Genomic DNA, 18,498 nt, shown 5'->3' with positions numbered 1-18,498 from the left:
GTCCGCGATGAGCGGTGTTCCAGGGGAGTCGTCCGCGACGGGTGGTGTTCCGGGGGACTCGTCCGCGACGGTCATCGACGCCGACGGCCATCCGCAGCCCGTGATCGGGGAGGACGACCCCGCGCGTGTGTTGGGGCTGCGCCGCTTCCGTGAGCCTCGCCTTTCCGGTGTGGCGCGGTGCGAGATGTGCGCCGAGACCCTGGAGGAGCGCCACGGCCACGCGGTGAACGTCGAGAGCCGCGCGCTGTTGTGCGTCTGCCGTGGCTGCGCGCTCCTGATGTCCCGCGGCGGGACGGTGGCCCGGGGGCGCTACCGCGCGGTGCCGGAGCGCTACCTGCACATCCCGACGTTCCGGCTGGAGGCGGCGGACTGGGAGGAGCTCCAGATCCCGGTACGCACCGCGTTCTTCTTCCGCAACTCCACGCTGGAGCGCTTCGTCGCCTTCTACCCCAGTCCCGGCGGGGCCACCGAGTCCCTTCTCGACCTCGCGGCCTGGGACCGCGTCCTTGCGGCCAATCCCGGGCTGGCGGAGGCGCAGCCGGATGTCGAGGCGTACCTCATCGATCGGCGGCCCGGCGGTTTCACGTGTCACCTGGTGCCGATCGACGCCTGCTACGAGCTGGTCGGCCTCGTACGGATGCACTGGACCGGGTTCCACGGCGGCCAGGAGGCATGGCGGGCCATCGACGGATTCTTCGAGGACCTGCGCCGCCGCGGCGGGGGCCTGCCTTCCGCGCCGCCATCGACCGAGGAGGAGCGCGATCGTGTCTGACATCCGGTTCGACTGCCGAGACGTGCGAGCGGATCCCTACGCGGCCTTCCCGACGCTGCTCTTCCGGCTGGCCATCACCGAACCGGAGGGCGATGCCGTGCACGCCATCGCGCTGCGGTGCCAGATCCGGATCGAGCCGCAGCGCAGGCGGTACGGCACGGGTGAGATGGAGCTGCTCTCGGATCTGTTCGGCCACCCCTCACGGTGGGGGGACACGGTCAAGCCCCTGCAGTTCGCCAACGTCTCCGTCATGGTCCCGAGGTTCACCGGCAGCACCGAGATCGACCTGCCGGTGCCGTGCAGCTACGACCTGGAGGTGGCGGCGGGCAAGTACTTCGCCTCGCTGGAGGAGGGGGAGGTGCCGCTGCTCCTGCTGTTCAGCGGCACCGTCTTCGCCAGGGCCGGAGACGGGTTCACCGTACGGCAGGTGCCGTGGAACTGCGAGGCCCGCCATGGGCTGCCGGTCGCCGTATGGCGGGAGCTGATCGACCGTTACTTCCCCGGGAGCGGCTGGCTGCGGCTGCACCGGGACACGCTGCGGGCCCTGCAGCGGTTCAAGTCCGACCGCGCGCTCGCCACCTGGGACGAGGCCATGGAAGTGCTGCTCAAGGAGGCCAGAAGATGAGCGCGCCGATGGAGACGGCCCGCAAGGTGGCCGACGCCGTGCTCTACGAGGGGTACCTCCTCTACCCCTACCGCGCCTCGGCCGCCAAGAACCGGCTGCGCTGGCAGTTCGGCGTGCTGGTGCCTCCGGGGTTCACGGCCACGGCCGAGCCGTCGGCCAGCGTGACCGAATGCCTTCTCGAAGGGTCGGCCAACGCCCTCCTGCGACTGCGCCTGCGGTTCCTCCACGTCAGGCGACGCCGGGTGGAACGCGCGGAGAACGGTGGGTTCCTGCCGGTCCACGAGCTGGAGTGCGACGCCAGGACCCACCTCACCTTCGACGAGGCCACCGAGCGCGAGGCCGAAGCCGTGCTTCCCATGCCGCACCTGCTCGGCGCGGAGCGGACGGTCGTGGTGCGCGTCCCAGGGGACCGGTCGGAGGAGCCGATCCTGGCGGCGTCCGGTGACGCGATCGGCCGTGTCGTCATGGAGCACCGGCCGGTGCGGGCCGTGCTGCGAGTCAGGGCCGAGCGGCTGCCCGGGCCGTACGGCCTGCTGAAGCTGCGCGTCAGGCTGGAGAACGCCACCGAGCCGGCGTGGCCGGGGGCCATGCGCGAGGAGGCGCTGCGGGACTCGCTGGTCTCGGCGCATCTGGTCATCGGGGTGACGGCAGGCGCGTTCCTCTCCATGCTCGACCCCCCCGAGTGGGCGCGCCGCGCGGCCGAGGGCTGCCGCAACGAGAACACCTGGCCCGTGCTGGTGGGAGGGGCGGGGCGCCGCGACGTCATGCTGTCGTCCCCGATCATCCTGTACGACCATCCGGAGATCGCCCCGGAGAGCCCCGGTGAGCTGTTCGACTCCACCGAGATGGACGAGATGCTCCACCTGCGGACGCTCACGCTCACCGAGGAGGAGAAGCGGGAGGCACGGGCCACCGACCCCCGGGCGGCCGAGATCATCCAGCGGGCCGGGGACCTGCCGCCGGAGCTGGTGGAACGTCTCCACGGCGTGATCCGCCACCTGGGGAAGCCCGCCCGTACGCCGTGGTGGGATCCCGAGGCCGAGGACGAGGCGTCGCCGGACACCGGCAGCGTGATCGTCGGCGGGGTGCGGATCGCCAGGGGAAGCCGGGTGCGTCTGGTCCCGGGCAAGCGGCGGGCCGACGCGCACGACATGTTCCTCACGGGCAGGACGGCCCAGGTGGAGGCGGTGCTGCTCGACCTCGACGGGGGGCGCTACCTGGCCGTCACCCTCGACGACGACCTCGGGGCCGATCTGCACCGGTCCCATGGACGCTTTCTCTACTTCGCGCCCGACGAGGTGGAGCCGGTCGCCGGTGGGGAGACGAGCTCATGAGGACCCTGGTGGCGGGCGTCGGCAACGTCTTCCTGGGCGACGACGGCTTCGGCGTCGCGGTGGCCAGGCACCTCGCCGAGCGGGACCTGCCCGAGGGGGTGGTGGCCACCGACTTCGGCATCCGCGGGGTCCACCTGGCCTACGAGCTCACCGGCGGCGGCTACGACTGCACGATCATGGTCGACGCGGTCACGCGTGGCGGCCCGCCCGGCACGCTGTACGTCCTGCGGCCGGTCCCCGGCGACGCGCCCGGCACCTTCGTCGACGCCCACGACATGACCCCGGACGCGGTGCTGGCCCTGGCGGGCACGCTGGACGGCCGGACCGGGCCGGTGCTGCTCGTGGGATGCGAGGTCGCGGACGTCTCGCCCGGCATGGAGCTGAGCCCGCCGGTCGCGGACGCGGTGGGCCGGGCCGCGGACCTGGTCCTCGAACTGATCCCGGAACAGCTGGCGATGGCGTCCGCCGTCGCCTCCCAGAAGGAGGAGCACGCATGAAGAAACGGCTGATGACGATGACGCTCATGGTGGCGGTCGGCGTCCTGATCTACCAGTCGATTCCCGACATCAAGCGATACATGCAGATCAGGAGCATGTGACCGGGCGGGCGATGACCGACAGAAATGAGGTGAGTGATCATGCATGAATACGGGATCGCCGAGTCGATCCTCGCCGCGGTGGAGGGCCGCGCGGACGGCCGGCGGATCCGCCGGGCACGGGTGCAGGTGGGCGCCCTCCTCCGTGTGGCCGAGCCCTCGATCAACGACGCGTGGACCCTGGTCGCCGAGGGAACGGTGGCCGAGGGCGCACGCCTGGACCTGGTCACCCTGCCCATCCGGCTCACCTGCCGGGCCTGCGGGAACACGGCCACCTCGGTGGATCCGTACGCCGTCTGCCCGGCCTGCGGAGACACCGACGTCGACACCGAGGGCGGCGACGATCTCGTCCTCGAATCCATCCAGCTAGCGGAGGCCACCCATGTGCCTGGGGATTCCCGGGGAGATCGTGGAGATCCTGTCGGATCGTCCTGACCTGGCGAAGGTCGACGTGTGCGGGGTCCGGCGGGCCATCAACATCGGCCTGCTCGAAGGCAAGGCCCTCGCGCCCGGTGACTGGATCCTCATCCACGTGGGCTTCGCCCTGTCGAAGATCGACGAGGCGGAGGCCAAATCGGCGCTCGACTTCCTCGAAAGCATCGGGCAGGCGTACGAGGACGAGATCGCGGCCCTCCGTGAGTCCATGATCGAGCAGGGGTGATCGGCTGATGCGTTTCGTCGACGAGTACCGCGACGCCGACAAGGCACGGGCGCTGGCCGCCCGCATCGCCACGCTGTGCGAGCCGGGCCGTGCGTACAAGTTCATGGAGGTCTGCGGGGGACACACCCACACGATCTACAAGCACGGGCTGGAGGACCACCTGCCCGCGGCGGTCACGCTGGTGCACGGCCCTGGCTGCCCCGTCTGCGTCATCCCGATGGGAAGGGTGGACGACGCCATCCACATCGCCGAGGAGCCCGGTGTGATCATGACGTCGTTCGGCGACATGATGCGCGTGCCGGGCGGCCGGGGGTCCTTCCTGGACGCCATGGCCCGGGGCGCCGACATCCGCATGGTCTACTCACCGCTCGACGCCCTGAAGATCGCCCGGGAGAATCCGGGGAAGAGGGTCGTCTTCATGGCCATCGGGTTCGAGACCACGGCCCCCTCCACGGCGATGACCGTGCTGCGGGCCGCGGCCGAGGGCATCGCCAACTTCTCGGTCTTCTGCAACCACGTGACGATCATCCCCGCCATCAAGGCGATCCTGGACTCTCCCGACCTGCGGCTCGACGGGTTCATCGGGCCGGGTCACGTGTCGACGGTCATCGGATGCCGGCCGTACGGCTTCATCGCGGAGAGCTACGGGAAACCGCTGGTGGTCGCGGGGTTCGAGCCGCTGGACGTGCTGCAGTCGGTCTACCAGAACCTGGTCCAGCTCTCCGAGGGCCGCGCGGCCGTGGAGAACCAGTACGCCCGGGTGGTGCCGTGGGACGGCAACCCCAAGGCGCTGGCCGTGATCAACGAGGTGATGGAGCTGCGCCCGCACTTCGAATGGCGCGGGCTCGGGTTCATCTCCGACTCGGCGCTGCGCGTGCGCGAGCGGTACGCCGCCTTCGACGCGGAGCGGATCTTCGACATCCCCGGGGGACGGGTGGCGGACCCGAAGGCATGCCAGTGCGGTGAGGTACTCAAGGGCGTGCTCAAACCGTGGGAATGCAAGGTGTTCGGCACGGCCTGCACTCCGGAGACCCCCATCGGCACCTGCATGGTGTCCTCCGAGGGAGCCTGCGCCGCCTACTACAACTTCGGCCGGTTCTCGCGCGACCGCGTCAAGGAGGCGACGCGGACGTGAACGAGGAGCAGGTGCTGGAGCGGATCGAGCGCGCGCGCCGGCGCAAGGCGCGCGTACGCGAGGATCTCATCACGCTCGCGCACGGCGCCGGAGGCAAGGCGACGCGGACGCTCATCGAGGACGTCTTCCTGGAGTCGTTCCGCAACCCGCTGCTGGAGCCCTTGGCCGATGGGGCGGTCGCCGACGGGGTCGCCTTCACCACCGATTCCTACGTGGTGACCCCGCTGTTCTTCCCGGGTGGGAACATTGGGGACCTGGCGGTCAACGGCACCGTCAACGACCTCGCGATGTGCGGGGCGCGTCCGGCGTACCTGTCGGCCGCGTTCATCCTGGAAGAGGGTTTCCCGGTCGCCGACCTGCGCCGCATCACCGGCTCGATGGCGGAGGCGGCCAGGGAGGCGGGCGTGACCATCGTCACCGGCGACACCAAGGTGGTGCAGCGGGGCAAGGCCGACGGCTGCTACATCACCACGGCCGGCGTCGGCATGGTCGACCCGGGGGTCCGGCTCAGCGCGTCCGCCGCCGAGCCGGGAGACGCGATCATCGTCTCGGGGCCGATCGGCGACCACGGTGTCACCGTCATGCTCGCCCGGGGAGGGCTCGACATCGAGGCCGACCTCGTCTCCGAGACCGCGCCGCTCAACGGGCTCACCGCCCGGCTGCTGGGTGCCTGCGGCGGCGGGCAGGTGCGCTGTCTACGCGATGCCACGCGGGGCGGCGTCGCGACGGTGCTCAACGAGGTCGCGGAGGCCGCGAGGGTGGCGGTGGTCCTGGACGAAGAGGCGATCCCGGTACGGCCCGCCGTACGGGGAGCGTGCGAACTCCTCGGCATCGACCCGCTCTACGTCGCCTGCGAGGGACGGATGGTCGCCGTGGTCGACGGGCGCTCGGCCGGGGCGGCGCTGGACGCGCTGCGGGGGCACCCGCTGGGGGCCGGCGCGGCCGTCGTGGGACGGATCGCGGAGGACCCGCCGGGGCTCGTCCTCCTCAGGACCGGCTTCGGCGGCACCCGGATCGTCGACGTCCTTGTCGGGGACCCGCTCCCACGCATCTGCTGAAACCGCTTTGGGGGTTATTTGTAGGGGTATGTCGTCTTTGATAATCAATGTCGGGTTCTGCGTTGGAGGTGGTGTCATGACAGGTCCACGGGAGCCCGCGACCTCGAGTCGCCGGCAGAGCTTCGAAGAGTTGCGTGCCCGGGTGCGTGCAGAAGTCGCCATGGCGGGTGACCGCGCGTTCGAGAGCCCGCCGAGAGGGGACAGGCGGCCTCCTCGCATGATGACCGAGGTGGAGACACACGGTGTGTCCCCCACCGACAGCGAGGCGAGATCGCCCCTCGGGGTGGGCACGAGTACGAGCGCACGCGCGGAGAAGATCGCACAGCGTGAGGAGGAGACCGGACGCAAGAAGGTCGGCGTCGAAGGGCCGTCCAGACGCCCGTACGGCGTCTCCACACCTGAGCACGTCACCGGCGTAGGGAGGCAGGGGACCGTCGACGAGGAGTCCCCCTACCTGCCGCCGGGCGGCTGACGCCTTGACGACCGCGCCCGAGTGCGAGCCCGGGCGACGGTCCGTGGGACCGGGCGTTAGTTCGGGCGACGATCCGCGCGACCGGGCGTTGGTTCGGGCGACGATCCGTGCGACCGGGCGTTGGTTCGGGCGACGATCCGTGCGACCGGGCGTTTGGGGCGGTACTGAAGGATCGGCGAGAAACCAGGGGAGGATGAACGGCCAGAATGGGCCCCGGCTCGCCCCCCCACCCCCGGTTCCCCGCAGTACACGGCGCCGAGTTCACCGTGCTGCCTCCCGCCGCGTCGGCGCCCCCTCTCATGGGCCCGACTCGCTCACCCGCCTTCGGTTCCCCGCAGTATTACGGTGCCGAGTTGACCGTGCCGGCTCCCGCCGCGTCGGCGCCGCCTCTCAAACAGCCCCGTGCATGACGCAGCCGTGGGAACAGGAGTGGGCGCGGGGCAGGTTGTCAGGAAGAGGCTGCCAGTCGACCGTGAGCACGGACTGGATCAGCCGGCAAGGAATGGAGTAGGAGGACGGCAAGAGTGGAGTGGGAAGGAACGGCGAGATCGAGGGGTGGACGATCGGTCAGAATGGGCCCCGACTCGCCCACCCGCCCCTGGTTTCCCGCCGTACTACGGCGCCGAGTTCACTGTGCAGCCTCCCGCCGCGTCGGCGCCGCCTTCATACAGCCCCCGCGCGGACGCAGGAGCAAGTCGTCAGGGAGAGCCGCTGATCGATCGTGGGCATGGACATGTTCGGTGGTCGCCCTCGGTTTCCCGCCGTACTTCGGCGCCGCTTTCATTACAGCCCCCGTGCGCGACGCTGCCGCAGGAGCAGGAATGGGTTGTCAGGGAGAGGCTGCCGATTGACCGTGGGCACGGACATGATCGGTGGACACGGACGGAGTGGGAGGGGCGGCAAGAGCCGAGTGGGATCTCCTGCTTCCGCTTCCGCTCCCACGGCTGCGTCATGCAGGAGGGCTGTTCGAGATGGCTGTGTCGTGCGGGAGGGCTGTTCGAGATGGCTGTGTCGTGCGGGAGGGCTGTTCGAGAGGCGGCGCCGATGCGGCGGGAACCGGGGCGGTGGACTCGGCGCCGTAGTACGGCGGGGAACCGGGGGCGGGTGGGCGAGTCGGGGCCCATTCTGGCCGGTCATCCTCCCCTAGTTTCTCGCCGCTTCTTCCCACTCGGCTCTTGCCGTCCTCCGACGACCATCCCCTGCCGGTCAATCCGGTCCGTGCTCACGGTCTCAGTCTCTTCCGGACGACTCATTCCCGTTCCCGTTCCCGTTCCCGTTCCCGTTCCCGTTCCTGTTCCTGTTTCCGTTCCCGTTCCCGTTTCCGTTCCTGCTCCTGCTGCTGCGTCGCGCACGGGAGGCTGTTTGAGAGGCGGCGCCGATGCGGCGGGAACCGGGGCGGTGGACTCGGCGCCGTAGTACGGCGGGTAACCGGTGGCGGGTGGGCGAGTCGGGGCCCATTCTGGCCGGTCGTCCTTCCGCACGTTTGTTGTCGTCCTTCCAAGGACACCCTCGCCGCTTTCCCGGTCACTTTCTTCAGGTCCGGGTGTCGACACCGCCGGGTTCCGGTGGCAGGGTCGCGGCGAGTTGGGCGGCGCGGGTGGTGAGGTAGTTGTGCTCGGGGGCGTTCGTCGTACGGCTCGCCGCCACCCGATAGTCCTCGGCGGCCGCCCGCAAGTCGCCGGACATCTCCAGCAGATGGGCGCGGGCGGTGTGGAAGCGGTGGTGCCCCGCCAGGCGTCCGTCGGCGTCGAGCGCCTTGAGCATGTCGAGGCCGGCGGCGGGGCCGTGCACCATGGCGGCGGCGACGGCGCGGTTGAGCGAGACCATGGGGTTGTCGGACATGCGTTCCAGCAGGCCGTACAGCGCCAGGATCTGCGGCCAGTCGGTCTCCTCGGCACAGGCCGCCTCGTCGTGCAGCGCCCCGATCGCCGCCTGGAGCTGATAGGGCCCGACCGCACCCTTGGCCAGGGTCTCGGTGATGAGCGCGATCCCTTCGGCGATGGCCTTGCCGTCCCACAGCTTCCGGTCCTGCTCGGCCAGGGGGATCGGAGTGCCGTGCGGGCCGGTACGGGCGGCGCGCCGGGCGTCGGTGAGCAGCATCAGCGCGAGCAGCCCGGCCACCTCGCAGTCGTCCGGGAGCAGGACGTGCATCATCTTGGCCAGCCGGATCGCCTCGCGGGAAAGCTCAACGCGTTGCAGGTCGGGGCCGGCGCTGCTGGCGTAGCCTTCGTTGAAGATGAGGTAGAGCACGTGCAGCACCGAGCCGAGCCGCCGCGCCCGTTCGTGGGCGGCCGGCATCCGGAACGGCACCCCTGATGCCTTGATGCGCTGCTTCGCCCGGCTGATCCGCTGCGCCATGGTGGCTTCCGGCACCATGAACGCCTTGGCGATCTCGGCCGTGGTCAGGCCGCCCACCGACCGCAGGGTGAGGGCGATGGCGGAGGCCGGCGTCAGGGCGGGGTGGCAGCACAGGAACAACAGGATCAGCGTGTCGTCCCGGTCAGCCTCGTGCGCCTCGTCCGCGGGGGGCGCGGCCCGCTGTTCCGGGGGCGCCTGCGTGGCCACCAGTTCTTCCCGCCGCCGGCGCGCCTGCTCGTTGCGCACCTGCTCGGTCATCCGGCGGAACGCGACCTGGATGAGCCACCCGCGCGGATTGTCCGGCACCCCCTCCTGTGGCCACTGGTCCGCGGCGTTCAGCAGTGACTCCTGGACCGCGTCCTCGGCGGCGTCGAAGTCCCCGGTACGTCGGGTCAGCACGCCGACGACCTGCGGCGCGAGCTCGCGCAGCAGGTCGTCGATGATCGGGTCGGCCAAGGCTTAAAGCTCCTCGGACGGTCCCGACATCACCTGGCGTACCTCGATCGGCATGTTCAACGGCTTACCACCCGGCCCAGGGGCGGCCGAGACCGAAGCGGCGATCTCGATCGCCCGATCCTGGCTCTCGCAGTCGACGATCCAGTAGCCGACCAGGAACTCCTTGGTCTCAGGGTAGGGACCGTCGGTGACGACGGGGGCGCCGCCGTCACCGGCCCGGACGATCCTGGCCTGGTCGGGCATCGCCAGTCCCTGGGCCTCCACGAGCTCCCCCGCGGCGGTGAGCTTCTGGTTCGTGGTGTGCATGAATTCGATGTGAGCCGTGAGCTCCTCCGGAGCCCACGTGGTGATCGGCGGGAAGTCGGCCTGCCGGCCGAACTGCATCAGCAGCATGTATTTCATGTCCTGGCTCCTTCGGTTCCCGCGCCTTCGCCGGCGCTTTCACCCTTAGGTAGAAGCTGGCCCACGCGTTCTCTACATCCTGACGACCCTCAGAAGAAGAAACTTATCGGGATGTGGACTGCCACCGGAGACCACCACTCTGTCGAACCGCACGACGCCAAAACGTGGTCAGAGGCCGGCAGTGGAGGTCCTCGTCGATGGCGTGCGACGTGTCCGGCCCCCGGCTGCGGCTTCATCTCAAGCCTCGGCGGCCGCCGCAGCGAGGAGCCGGGCGAGTTCGATCGGCTTGCTGACCATGGGCCAATGGCCCGAGTCGATGTCGACGAGGTCAAGGTGCTTGGCCCTGGCGAGTTCGGGCACGTCACCTGCGTCGATCCACTCCTTGGCCTGGGCAGGTGTGAACTCTGGGCATACGAGCACGACCGGAACATCGAACCGTCGCTCGTCCGACAGACGCACCACGCCCTTGGCCACCTCCTCGGGGACGGGGATCGCAGCAGACGCGATGATTCGCCTGGCCTCCTCGTCGAGGTCGGCAGAGTCTGGTCCCTCGAACGGGCCCCAGCCGGGGAAGGGCATGACGCCGTCCTTCACCTCGAAGAAGTCGGCGTAGGGCTCCCCGTCGGCGGACGGAAAGCCGCCGATGAGGACGACTTTCGCGACCTGCTTCGGTCGCGCGTCGGTGGCCAGCCAAGCCAGGGTGCAGGCGGCGGAATGTCCTACCACCATGGGCTTACCGGACGCTGAGTCCACGGCGGCGAGCACCGCTGCCACTTGGTCGTCGAGGGTGGCGGACGCAGATCCGTCACCCTGACCCGGGAGGGTGAGCGGCACGGGGCGGTGGCCGAGTGGCTCCAGTGCGGACACGACGTCGTCCCACGCGGATCCGTCGAGCCATAGGCCGGCAATGAGCAGAATGTCCATGATCAGTTCTCTATCTCGTGAGGTCCTGCTTGCCGAACTCGGTCATGGACATCACGCTAGGACCAGTTCCGGACGATCTGCTTCCGGTTCATCTTGCGACCGCCTAGTCTGCTCGTGTGCCGACCGATCTCAGCCCCACCGCACGAGCTCTGCGTGCCCTCGAGATCCTCCAGCTCCGCCCCGGCACGACGGCCGACGAACTGGCCGAGAGATTGGGTGTCACGGAGCGGGCCGCGCGCCGGTACGTCGGGATCCTCCGGGAGGCCGGCATCCCCGTCGAGTCAGCTCGGGGCCCCCATGGCGGATACCGGCTTGGGCGAGGGACGAGGCTGCCTCCGGTCGTCTTCACGGAGGCCGAGGCACTTGGTCTGGTCATGGCGGTGCTCGACGGCCGGCCGACAGCCACCGACGGCGAGGACCTCGTCGGTTCTGCCCTGGGCAAGGTCATCCAGGAACTGCCCGAGAACGTCGGTCGGCAGGCGGCCGCGCTGCGAGAGCACGCGTCGGCTGCGCCCGACCGGTACTCGGCCCGTCCGGATCCCGCCGTCACCAGCGCGCTCGTCGCTGCCGTCGCGGCCCGGCGTCGCGTGCTGGTCACGTATCGGAACGAGTCCGGCAACGAGTGGGAGGCCGAGGTGGATCCCTGGGCGGTCGTCGCCCGCCACGGGCGCTGGTACCTCCTGTGTCACTCCCATCGCGCGGACGCGGTCCGCACCTATCGGGTCGACCGGGTCCGCGCGGTCCAGCAGATGGAGCACAAGTTCGAGCTGCCCGACGGCCTCGACCCGGTGGCAGCACTGGAGGAGAACCTGGGAATCGGGTGGGAGTTCCCCACCCAGGTTGTGTTCGACGCTCCACTGGCTGAGGTGGCCCCGTGGATCCGGCCTCCCATGGGACGGCTTGAACCATTGGGGGACGGGTGCGTGCTCGTCGGCAGCACGAGCAATCCGGCGATGTATGCGCAGGAATGGTTGGCGTGCCTGCCGTTCGCCTTCCGAGTCGATGGCGGGCAAGAGCTCCGGGCTGCGGTCGCGACGCTCGCGGCGCGTTTCGCTGCCGCCCTGGCGGACCAACCCCTGGCAGCGCATCGTCTGGGCCAGTGAGCACGCGATACCGGGGAGGATCGTTAGTGTCGGCCATGCGGGAAGCCTAAACGTGTGCGCTGGCGAGCCGGGATAAGCGGTGGCCGACCAACACCGGAGGGGTGACAGGAGTCGAGCAGGATGATGACGGGCCAGAATGGGCCCCGACTCGCCCGCCCACCCCAGATTCCCGCCGCGCAACCGTTGGCGCAACGCCCGCGTCGGACCGAAGATCGGCTTCGCCCTAAACTCGCCCATCCGTCAGTGGACGCAATTCCCGGCCCAAGCGGCGTGATAAGCGAGGTTGGGAGGCGGTGACGATGCGACGGCTGGCCGAACGCGTCGAGTACAGCCAGCCGGTGCTGTACACACACTTCAATGGCAAGGACGCCATCGTGAGCGCCGTCGCCATCGACGGCTTCGGCGAACTCGGCGCCCACCTGCGCCGCGCGCGGCAGGCCGCCCCCGAGCCGAGGCAGGCCCTGCGCGCCGTCTGCCGCGCCTATCTGCAGTTCGCGACCAAGCGGCCTGCCCTGTACCAGGCCATGTTCGTCCTGCCCACCGACTTGAAGTTCGCGAACGCCGAGACACCGCCCCCGCTACGGGCCGCTTTCGACGAGTTCGTCAGTTGCTTTCGCCTGGACAACGAGCGACGCGAGCTGTTCGCCGAAGTCACCTGGAGCGCATTGCACGGCATGGCCGTCCTGTCCGACAGTGGCCGAATCCCCCCGGACGGCCAGGAGGAACGGCTCGATTTCCTCGTCACTCAGATCATTTGCTCCCCAGCGGGCTGACCACGCGACAAAGGGCAATTGTGTGGTCGTGACACGGGCTGGGTGGGCAGCCCCGCGTGCCCGCCACAGACATGCCGGTTGGGCAGCCCAGCGTGCCCGCCACAGACATGCCGGTTGGGCAGCCCAGCGTGCCCGTCCACATGCATGCCGGGTGGGCCTGAAAGCTTAGAAACCGGCCTGGCCCTTTGCCTCGTGATCCTTCTGATGGTTCAGAAGGCAGGTCGATGGTGCTTGACGACGCCGATGAAGGACCGCCATGCCTCCGGAGTGCAGACGAGGGGAGGGTTGTTGGGATGCTTGCTGTCGCGGAGGGCGATCAACCCGGGAAGGTTGGCGGCGACCTCAACGCAGTTCCCGCCGGTGTTGCCGCTACGAGAACTCTTCTTCCACCTGGCGCCGGAGAGATCCACGGCGGTCGGATCTAATGATTCCACTGGGCTCTCGCTTCCCTGATCTTCGCTAGCGAATCATTCGGACGATATGCCTGCGCTCTCAGCCTGTCATACTGCCCCCAGATATCGCTGACTAGATCATGCTCTGAGGACACCTCTCCCTTGCCGGCCGACTCTATGGAGACCGCGGTCGGAGCGTCCGAAAGTTCGGCGATGGTGAAGCTCGACAGCAGGCCGTCGGTGCACGGGCTGTCGAAGGGGACCACCTGTACTGTCACGTGGCGGCGGTCGGTGATGTCCATCAGATAGTCGAGTTGCTCCCGCATCACTTTCGCGTTGCCGAGCGGGCGTCTGAGCACCCATTCATCGATGAGTACCCAGATCTGGGGTGGTTTCTCCCGATCGAGGATCTTCTTCCGCTGCATGCGGGCCAGCACCTTCTCTTCGATCTCCTCTTCCGGGGCCGCGCGGCCGCCGTCGAAGACGGCGCGCGCGTACTCCTCCGTCTGCAGGAGGCCGGGGATCAGCAGCGGGTCCCAGCTCCGCAGCACCCGTGCCCGGGGTTCGATTTCATCCAGCCACCTGACAAACCACAGCGGTCCGGATGGAGAAGCGATATTTCGGCACAAGTGTGAAAAGAGGTCACCGGTCTTGAATACCGTGTCGCATCGTGCCGCGAGGTCCGCTCTCGGGTTGCGATCGCCTATCTCGATATGGCCCACCAGTGATGCCGAGACGCCAAGGTGCGCTGCCAGCCGTACCTGGGAAAGGCCCGCCTCTTTACGGACCCGAGCCAGTTCGCGACCGAATCGCTGAACTGGGGAAAGACGCGGATCGAGATCGTTGCCCATGGCCTGCCTCCGGGTGCTTCTCGCGGACCTATGACATCTGATGACGTGATTGTTGACGCATCGTCACGTCTTCCGGGGGTTTCTGTCACGCGATTGTCGGCGGAAGTTCTCTTCGCCGACAGGTTATATGTCGGCACTCTTGGAGCCCAGGATTTTCTCTCTCGGCGATGCCATGTCAGTAAAGCGACAATTCGCCGTGCTAATGGAGTAATCGAAGGCGACCCGTTCGCGATTCGAGAAGGGTGGTGACCCGATGAGCGCCGAGGCGGTTCCCCCGGGGTTGCTGGGTTATGTGGACCTGCCCGCGGTGACGGGGTCGGTGCCACGTGCACGGCGATACGTCCGCGAGGTACTGAAACAGGCTGGTCAGACAGACCCGTACGATGCCGAACTGCTGGTCGGCGAACTCGTCGCCAACGCGGTCAAGCACTCGGAGTCGGGGCGGCGCCCAGGCGGAAGGCTGACCGTCGTCATCGCCGGCTGCGGTGACGGGTTCCGTATCGAAGTGATCGACGATGGGTCGGCCTCCTCCACACCGCAGGTGCCCGCCGAACTGGACGAGAACAGCGAGGGCGGTCGTGGCCTGTGGCTGGTCAGGGAGATGTCGGCGTCCTGGGGCTGGCATGAGCATGTGGCCGGACGTGTCGTGTGGTTCCGGCTGGCCGCGGCGGCAAGTACGGGCTGATGCGGGTCACGGGCTGGCAGAGTTGGTGCCGTGGCGGATGAGGTGCGCGTCGGGGTGTTCCTGGTGGCGGCGGGGTTCCCCGGTTACGGCCACGGACAGGTGCTGTCCGGCGCCGTGGACGCGGCGGTGGCGGCCGAACGGGCCGGGTTCGATGACGTGTGGATCGCCGAGCACCACTTCATGTCGTACGGGGTGTGCCCGTCGGCCGCGACGCTGGCCGCCTATGTGCTCGGCCGTACCGAGCGCGTCGAGGTGGGCACGGCCGTGAGCGTGCTGTCGTCGGGGCATCCGATCGCGCTCGCGGAGCAGGCCGCGCTCCTCGACCAGGTCTCCGGCGGCCGCTTCCGCCTCGGGGTGGGACGCGGGGGACCGTGGGTCGACCTCGAAGTCTTCGGGACCGGGATCGACCGGTTCGAGAACGGCTTCGCCGAGAGCCTCGACCTGCTGCTCGCCGCGCTCACGCGGGACCGTGTCTCGGCCAAGGGGGAGACCTTCCGGTTCAGGGAGGTGGAGATGGTGCCGAAGCCGGGCCGGCCGATGCGTCCGGTGATCGCCTCGACCTCGCCGGGGACCGTCGAGGTGGCCGCGGCGCGGGGGCTACCCATGCTGCTCGGCATGCACATCGGCGATCAGGACAAGGCCGCCATGATGGAAGGCTACGCCGGCGCGGCGGCCGCCCACGGTCACGATCTGACGGGGATACCGCACGTGGCGGCGGGCGTCGCGTATGTGGCCGACACCACCTCCGAGGCGGTGGCCACGATGAAGGCCGCCCTGCCCAGGTGGCTGGAGCCCGGCCTGGCCGGATACCGGCCGGTGGACGACCGCGCGTACCTCCCGAGGGACGCGCACGACTACGCCGACCTGCTCTGCCGCCTGCACCCTGTCGGCTCGCCAGGCCACTGCGCCGAGACGATGCTGGCCACCATCGAACGAACCGGGATTCGCCATCTCATCTTCCTCGTCGAGGGCGCGGGCGACCCGGAGCTCACCCGGCGGAACATCACAAGGCTGGGCGCCGAGGTGCTTCCTCTGGTGCGCGCGTCCTGTTGAGGGGCCCGGGTAATGCGTGACGCCGGTGGAAGAAGGAAGGATGGCGGGTAAGGATCGGCGGGGGAGGGATTCGTATGCGTGTCGTCATCGCGGGTGGACATGGGAAGATCGCGCTTCGCCTCGAAAGGGCGCTCGCCGCGCGGGGTGACGACCCCGTCGGCCTGATCCGCGATCCCGGACACGAACAGGATCTCCGGGACACCGGGGCGCAGCCGGTCCTGTGCGATCTGGAGACCTCCGGCGTGGAGGAGGTGGCCGAGCACCTGCGGGGAGCCGACGCGGTGGTGTTCGCGGCCGGAGCCGGGCCGGGGAGCGGCGTGGCCAGGAAGGACACCGTCGACCGTGCGGCCTCGGTCCTGCTGGCCGACGCGGCGGAGCGGGCAGGCGTCCCGCGCTTCGTGCAGATCTCCTCCATGGGCGCGGGCGATCCGCCCCAGGCCGGCGCCGACGATGTCTGGGCGGCGTACATCAGGGCCAAGACGGACGCTGAAGACGATCTGCGTGCCCGGGATCTCGGCTGGACGATCCTCCGTCCCGGTAGCCTGACCGACGACCCCGGCACCGGCCTGGTGACGCTGGCGGAGCCGCGGGTGCCTCGGGGGAAGGTTCCCCGCGATGACGTCGCAGCCGTAATCGTCGCGCTCCTGGACACTCCCGGCAGCGTCGGCCGCACCGTGGAACTCGTCGCAGGCGACACCCCCGTGGAGGAGGCCGTCGAGGCGATCGCGTCCTGAGCGTCCTGAGCGTCCCGAGGCGTTCCCGGCGAAGACCCGTGCCAGGGCTCCGGCGAAGACCCGTACCAAGTAGGGCTTGCCGTTTGCCGAAACAGAATGGAATTCTGTTCGCATGAACCGCGCGACGGCGAACGGCCTCGAGATCGTTTACGACTCCTTCGGGACCCCGGGCGGGCGCCCGCTGCTCCTGATCATGGGTCTGGGATCCCAGATGATCCAATGGGATGAGGAATTCTGCGAGATGCTCGCCGGGCAGGGGCATCACGTCGTCCGCTTCGACAACCGGGACGCGGGCCTGTCGACGCACCTCCACGAGGCGGGCGTGCCCGACCTCGGCGCGGCGGGCGGCGGCGCCGCGGTGCCGTACCTGCTCGGCGACATGGCCGACGACGCCGCGGGGCTGATGGACGCGCTCGGCTGGGACAGCGCTCACATCCTCGGGGCGTCGATGGGGGGAATGATCGCCCAGACGTTCGCCATCCGGTACCCCTCCAGGACGCGCAGCCTCACCTCCATCATGTCCACGCCCGGCCCCCAGGGCCCGCCGACCGAGGAGGCGAGGGCCGTTCTGTTCTCGCGATCGGCGCCGGACCGCGAGGCGGTGGTCCGCGGGGCCTTGGACGTGTGGAAGATCCTCGGCTCCCCTGGATTCCCGCTCGACGAGGAGCGTGTCAAGAGGGTGGCCGGCCTGAGCTTCGACCGCTCGTACGACCCCACCGGGTTCGCACGGCAGCTCGCGGCGATACTGGCCTCGGGCGATCGCACCGCCGCGCTGCGTGAGCTGTCGGTGCCCGCCCTGGTGATCCACGGAGAGGCCGATCCGCTGGTCCAGCTTGACGGCGGTGTGGCCACGGCGGACGCCATCCCCGGTGCCAAGCTGCTCACCTTCCCGGGAATGGCGCACGACCTGCCGCGCCCGTTGTGGCCCGACATCGTCGGCGCGGTCACCGAGCTCACCGAGCGTGCCGACCGCCGGTAGCGGCGGCCGGCCCGGCGCCGTCACACGTCCAGTTTCTCCTCCACAGTACGGAGGGCGTGCCGTGCCAGCGCGAGGTTGGCGCGGCCGCGGTCGAGCGCGAGGTACATGAACAGGCCCTTGCCTCCCCTACCGGCCAGGGGACGCATGATGTGGTACTGCGAGCCGAGCGTGATGAGGATGTCCTCGATGCCGTCCTTCAGTTGCAGGGCGTCCATCGTGCGCATCTTGGCCTTGATCACCTCGGTGTTGCCCGCGGCCGCGACCTGGAGGTCGAGATCCTTGGAGCCACCGAGAGTGCCCAGCGCCATACCGCTGTTGTAGTCGACCACGGCGGCGCCGATCGCGCCGTCGATGGCCATCATCTCCTTCAGGGAGATGTCGATGCTGGCCATGTGCTTCCTTCCACGGTCAGGGGCGAGCCGGCGGTGCCTGGTCGGCGGCCGGATCGCGTTCGACGATGGCGGCGAGTCGCACCGCCGTCTTCCGCCCCTCCATCCGCAGCAGCCCGAGGTTGGCCCCCCGGGCGGCGAGGACGGTGAGGACGAGCTTGGGGCCGGCGGCGTAGCACGCCACGTAGCCGCCGGTGCCGGAGATCAGCGTCTCCTCCAGGGCGCCGGCCTGGACCAGTTCCGTCATGCGGCCGCTCATCGCATGCAGGGCCGAGCTCAGGGCGGCCGTCTGCTCGGTGCCGCCGCCGCGCATGTCCGCCGTCACGAGCATCCCGTCGACGGCGCAGACGAGCGCGCCGGTCACGTCGTCCATGCGCTTCATGAGGAGGACCATCTCCTCGTGCACCTCACGGCGTAGATCCATTGACAACCTCCTTCCGGCCCTTCGGGACGACCGCAACCTCATGGGGACGTCGCGAGCTGGTTCACAACAGCCGCTCCAGCGCGTCGCGCAGCCTGAGGAGCACGCTGACATCGGGGGGATCGACGCTCACCTGCGGAATGCGGGAACCGGTCACGGGCGCCGGCGCGGAGAGCGCGGCTCCCGGCCGAGGACCGGCGCGCCCGGTCCGGCCGGCGCGCGACGGCAGCGGGGGCGGTGGACCCGCCTGTGGCGCGGGCGCCTCCGGCCGGTCGGGCCGCGAGCCGCCCTTCGGCCCGGGGGCCTCCGGCCGGTCGGGCCGCGAG

The 18,498-nt window shown here is 69.5% G+C and carries 23 protein-coding genes and 3 pseudogenes; 18 read left to right on the top strand and 8 right to left on the bottom strand.

Annotation, left to right across the window (positions count from 1 at the left end; all coding sequences use genetic code 11):
* The first annotated feature begins 7 nt into the window (after positions 1 to 7).
* The 10 genes from ABD810_RS27240 (at position 8) to ABD810_RS27200 (ending at position 6,652) form a co-directional block, all read left to right on the top strand.
* On the top strand, positions 8 to 772 hold the full coding sequence (locus tag ABD810_RS27240; RefSeq protein ID WP_344946366.1) for a DUF5947 family protein: 765 nt from the start codon (positions 8 to 10) through the stop codon (positions 770 to 772).
* A complete protein-coding gene (locus ABD810_RS27235) occupies positions 765 to 1,397 on the top strand; it encodes a DUF6084 family protein (RefSeq protein ID WP_344946363.1) in 633 nt (210 codons plus the stop codon). The genes ABD810_RS27240 and ABD810_RS27235 overlap by 8 nt, the downstream gene beginning before the upstream one ends.
* Positions 1,394 to 2,731, top strand: a complete 1,338-nt coding sequence (locus ABD810_RS27230) for a hypothetical protein (protein ID WP_344946360.1) — start codon at positions 1,394 to 1,396, stop codon at positions 2,729 to 2,731. The genes ABD810_RS27235 and ABD810_RS27230 overlap by 4 nt, the downstream gene beginning before the upstream one ends.
* Complete coding sequence (locus ABD810_RS27225) at positions 2,728 to 3,228, top strand: hydrogenase maturation protease (RefSeq protein WP_344946356.1); 501 nt, start codon at positions 2,728 to 2,730, stop codon at positions 3,226 to 3,228. The genes ABD810_RS27230 and ABD810_RS27225 overlap by 4 nt, the downstream gene beginning before the upstream one ends.
* Positions 3,225 to 3,329 (top strand): DUF6893 family small protein, encoded by a 105-nt coding sequence (locus ABD810_RS41130; protein WP_425566960.1) that lies wholly within the window; start codon positions 3,225 to 3,227, stop codon positions 3,327 to 3,329. Before ABD810_RS27225 ends, ABD810_RS41130 begins: the two co-directional genes overlap by 4 nt.
* A gap of 39 nt (positions 3,330 to 3,368) precedes the next feature.
* The gene (locus ABD810_RS27220; protein WP_344946353.1) at positions 3,369 to 3,761 is read left to right on the top strand and encodes a hydrogenase maturation nickel metallochaperone HypA/HybF; all 393 of its coding nucleotides are present in this window, start codon (positions 3,369 to 3,371) and stop codon (positions 3,759 to 3,761) included.
* Positions 3,736 to 3,987 carry a HypC/HybG/HupF family hydrogenase formation chaperone gene (locus ABD810_RS27215; RefSeq protein ID WP_344946350.1) on the top strand — a complete coding sequence of 84 codons (252 nt, stop codon included), beginning with the start codon at positions 3,736 to 3,738 and terminating at the stop codon, positions 3,985 to 3,987. The genes ABD810_RS27220 and ABD810_RS27215 overlap by 26 nt, the downstream gene beginning before the upstream one ends.
* A gap of 7 nt (positions 3,988 to 3,994) precedes the next feature.
* Positions 3,995 to 5,122, top strand: a complete 1,128-nt coding sequence (hypD, locus tag ABD810_RS27210) for a hydrogenase formation protein HypD (RefSeq protein WP_344946347.1) — start codon at positions 3,995 to 3,997, stop codon at positions 5,120 to 5,122.
* A complete protein-coding gene (gene hypE / locus ABD810_RS27205; RefSeq protein WP_344946344.1) occupies positions 5,119 to 6,180 on the top strand; it encodes a hydrogenase expression/formation protein HypE in 1,062 nt (353 codons plus the stop codon). The genes hypD and hypE overlap by 4 nt, the downstream gene beginning before the upstream one ends.
* Positions 6,181 to 6,256: 76 nt before the next feature.
* Complete coding sequence (locus ABD810_RS27200) at positions 6,257 to 6,652, top strand: hypothetical protein (RefSeq protein WP_344946341.1); 396 nt, start codon at positions 6,257 to 6,259, stop codon at positions 6,650 to 6,652.
* Positions 6,653 to 8,185: 1,533 nt separating this feature from the next.
* On the opposite strand, the gene ABD810_RS27195 is transcribed toward ABD810_RS27200, so the two are convergent.
* The 3 genes from ABD810_RS27195 to ABD810_RS27185 all read right to left on the bottom strand — a co-directional run bounded on the left by ABD810_RS27195 (position 8,186) and on the right by ABD810_RS27185 (position 10,792).
* Complete coding sequence (locus ABD810_RS27195) at positions 8,186 to 9,466, bottom strand: RNA polymerase sigma factor (RefSeq protein ID WP_344946338.1); 1,281 nt, start codon at positions 9,464 to 9,466, stop codon at positions 8,186 to 8,188.
* Between the two features lie 3 nt (positions 9,467 to 9,469).
* Positions 9,470 to 9,868 carry a YciI family protein gene (locus ABD810_RS27190; RefSeq protein ID WP_344946336.1) on the bottom strand — a complete coding sequence of 133 codons (399 nt, stop codon included), beginning with the start codon at positions 9,866 to 9,868 and terminating at the stop codon, positions 9,470 to 9,472.
* 237 nt (positions 9,869 to 10,105) lie between these two features.
* Complete coding sequence (locus ABD810_RS27185; protein WP_344946334.1) at positions 10,106 to 10,792, bottom strand: alpha/beta fold hydrolase; 687 nt, start codon at positions 10,790 to 10,792, stop codon at positions 10,106 to 10,108.
* A 116-nt stretch (positions 10,793 to 10,908) separates the two neighbouring features.
* On the opposite strand from ABD810_RS27185, the pseudogene ABD810_RS27180 reads away from it, so the two are divergent.
* The 4 genes and pseudogenes from ABD810_RS27180 to ABD810_RS27165 form a co-directional block, all read left to right on the top strand.
* Positions 10,909 to 11,100, top strand: a pseudogene (locus ABD810_RS27180) (helix-turn-helix transcriptional regulator); the annotation flags it as partial.
* Between the two features lie 66 nt (positions 11,101 to 11,166).
* The gene (locus ABD810_RS27175; protein WP_344946422.1) at positions 11,167 to 11,895 is read left to right on the top strand and encodes a helix-turn-helix transcriptional regulator; all 729 of its coding nucleotides are present in this window, start codon (positions 11,167 to 11,169) and stop codon (positions 11,893 to 11,895) included.
* A gap of 287 nt (positions 11,896 to 12,182) precedes the next feature.
* Positions 12,183 to 12,269: pseudogene (locus ABD810_RS27170) on the top strand (TetR family transcriptional regulator); the annotation flags it as partial.
* On the top strand, positions 12,270 to 12,668 hold the full coding sequence (locus ABD810_RS27165) for a TetR-like C-terminal domain-containing protein (RefSeq protein WP_344946418.1): 399 nt from the start codon (positions 12,270 to 12,272) through the stop codon (positions 12,666 to 12,668).
* Positions 12,669 to 12,877: 209 nt separating this feature from the next.
* Here the strand turns inward: ABD810_RS27165 and ABD810_RS27160 are convergent, their stop codons facing one another.
* Positions 12,878 to 13,102 carry a DUF397 domain-containing protein gene (locus ABD810_RS27160; RefSeq protein WP_344946331.1) on the bottom strand — a complete coding sequence of 75 codons (225 nt, stop codon included), beginning with the start codon at positions 13,100 to 13,102 and terminating at the stop codon, positions 12,878 to 12,880.
* Entirely contained in the window at positions 13,090 to 13,911 is an 822-nt protein-coding gene (locus ABD810_RS27155) for a helix-turn-helix domain-containing protein (RefSeq protein WP_344946329.1), read from the bottom strand. The genes ABD810_RS27160 and ABD810_RS27155 overlap by 13 nt, the downstream gene beginning before the upstream one ends.
* A gap of 253 nt (positions 13,912 to 14,164) precedes the next feature.
* On the opposite strand from ABD810_RS27155, the gene ABD810_RS27150 reads away from it, so the two are divergent.
* From ABD810_RS27150 to ABD810_RS27135, 4 genes are all read left to right on the top strand, one after another.
* Positions 14,165 to 14,596, top strand: a complete 432-nt coding sequence (locus ABD810_RS27150) for an ATP-binding protein (RefSeq protein ID WP_344946326.1) — start codon at positions 14,165 to 14,167, stop codon at positions 14,594 to 14,596.
* A 30-nt stretch (positions 14,597 to 14,626) separates the two neighbouring features.
* Positions 14,627 to 15,649 carry an LLM class flavin-dependent oxidoreductase gene (locus ABD810_RS27145; RefSeq protein ID WP_486387627.1) on the top strand — a complete coding sequence of 341 codons (1,023 nt, stop codon included), beginning with the start codon at positions 14,627 to 14,629 and terminating at the stop codon, positions 15,647 to 15,649.
* Between the two features lie 74 nt (positions 15,650 to 15,723).
* Positions 15,724 to 16,383, top strand: a complete 660-nt coding sequence (locus ABD810_RS27140; RefSeq protein ID WP_344946323.1) for an SDR family oxidoreductase — start codon at positions 15,724 to 15,726, stop codon at positions 16,381 to 16,383.
* Between the two features lie 112 nt (positions 16,384 to 16,495).
* Positions 16,496 to 17,362: an alpha/beta fold hydrolase gene (locus tag ABD810_RS27135; RefSeq protein WP_344946320.1), complete on the top strand. Its 867-nt coding sequence runs from the start codon at positions 16,496 to 16,498 to the stop codon at positions 17,360 to 17,362.
* A gap of 20 nt (positions 17,363 to 17,382) precedes the next feature.
* On the opposite strand, the gene ABD810_RS27130 is transcribed toward ABD810_RS27135, so the two are convergent.
* From ABD810_RS27130 to ABD810_RS27120, 3 genes and pseudogenes are all read right to left on the bottom strand, one after another.
* Positions 17,383 to 17,754 (bottom strand): hypothetical protein, encoded by a 372-nt coding sequence (locus ABD810_RS27130; RefSeq protein WP_344946317.1) that lies wholly within the window; start codon positions 17,752 to 17,754, stop codon positions 17,383 to 17,385.
* Positions 17,755 to 17,770: 16 nt separating this feature from the next.
* Complete coding sequence (locus tag ABD810_RS27125; protein WP_344946315.1) at positions 17,771 to 18,175, bottom strand: roadblock/LC7 domain-containing protein; 405 nt, start codon at positions 18,173 to 18,175, stop codon at positions 17,771 to 17,773.
* A gap of 61 nt (positions 18,176 to 18,236) precedes the next feature.
* Positions 18,237 to 18,498, bottom strand: a pseudogene (locus ABD810_RS27120) (hypothetical protein); the annotation flags it as partial.

Source organism: Sphaerisporangium flaviroseum (genome assembly GCF_039537005.1).
In the GTDB taxonomy this organism is placed as follows: Bacteria; Actinomycetota; Actinomycetes; order Streptosporangiales; family Streptosporangiaceae; genus Sphaerisporangium; species Sphaerisporangium flaviroseum.
The sequence above is the reverse complement of the archived record's forward strand: the minus strand, read 5'-3'. Positions and strand labels throughout refer to the sequence as shown.

Coding starts and splice junctions, on each gene's coding strand:
- ABD810_RS27240 (WP_344946366.1), top strand. CDS start 8: ATGAGCGGTGTTCCAGGGGAGTCGTCCGCGACGGGTGGTGTTCCGGGG.
- ABD810_RS27230 (WP_344946360.1), top strand. CDS start 1,394: ATGAGCGCGCCGATGGAGACGGCCCGCAAGGTGGCCGACGCCGTGCTC.
- ABD810_RS27225 (WP_344946356.1), top strand. CDS start 2,728: ATGAGGACCCTGGTGGCGGGCGTCGGCAACGTCTTCCTGGGCGACGAC.
- ABD810_RS41130 (WP_425566960.1), top strand. CDS start 3,225: ATGAAGAAACGGCTGATGACGATGACGCTCATGGTGGCGGTCGGCGTC.
- ABD810_RS27220 (WP_344946353.1), top strand. CDS start 3,369: ATGCATGAATACGGGATCGCCGAGTCGATCCTCGCCGCGGTGGAGGGC.
- hypD (WP_344946347.1), top strand. CDS start 3,995: ATGCGTTTCGTCGACGAGTACCGCGACGCCGACAAGGCACGGGCGCTG.
- ABD810_RS27200 (WP_344946341.1), top strand. CDS start 6,257: ATGACAGGTCCACGGGAGCCCGCGACCTCGAGTCGCCGGCAGAGCTTC.
- ABD810_RS27190 (WP_344946336.1), bottom strand. CDS start 9,868: ATGAAATACATGCTGCTGATGCAGTTCGGCCGGCAGGCCGACTTCCCG.
- ABD810_RS27185 (WP_344946334.1), bottom strand. CDS start 10,792: ATGGACATTCTGCTCATTGCCGGCCTATGGCTCGACGGATCCGCGTGG.
- ABD810_RS27175 (WP_344946422.1), top strand. CDS start 11,167: ATGGCGGTGCTCGACGGCCGGCCGACAGCCACCGACGGCGAGGACCTC.
- ABD810_RS27155 (WP_344946329.1), bottom strand. CDS start 13,911: ATGGGCAACGATCTCGATCCGCGTCTTTCCCCAGTTCAGCGATTCGGT.
- ABD810_RS27150 (WP_344946326.1), top strand. CDS start 14,165: ATGAGCGCCGAGGCGGTTCCCCCGGGGTTGCTGGGTTATGTGGACCTG.
- ABD810_RS27140 (WP_344946323.1), top strand. CDS start 15,724: ATGCGTGTCGTCATCGCGGGTGGACATGGGAAGATCGCGCTTCGCCTC.
- ABD810_RS27135 (WP_344946320.1), top strand. CDS start 16,496: ATGAACCGCGCGACGGCGAACGGCCTCGAGATCGTTTACGACTCCTTC.
- ABD810_RS27130 (WP_344946317.1), bottom strand. CDS start 17,754: ATGGCCAGCATCGACATCTCCCTGAAGGAGATGATGGCCATCGACGGC.
- ABD810_RS27125 (WP_344946315.1), bottom strand. CDS start 18,175: ATGGATCTACGCCGTGAGGTGCACGAGGAGATGGTCCTCCTCATGAAG.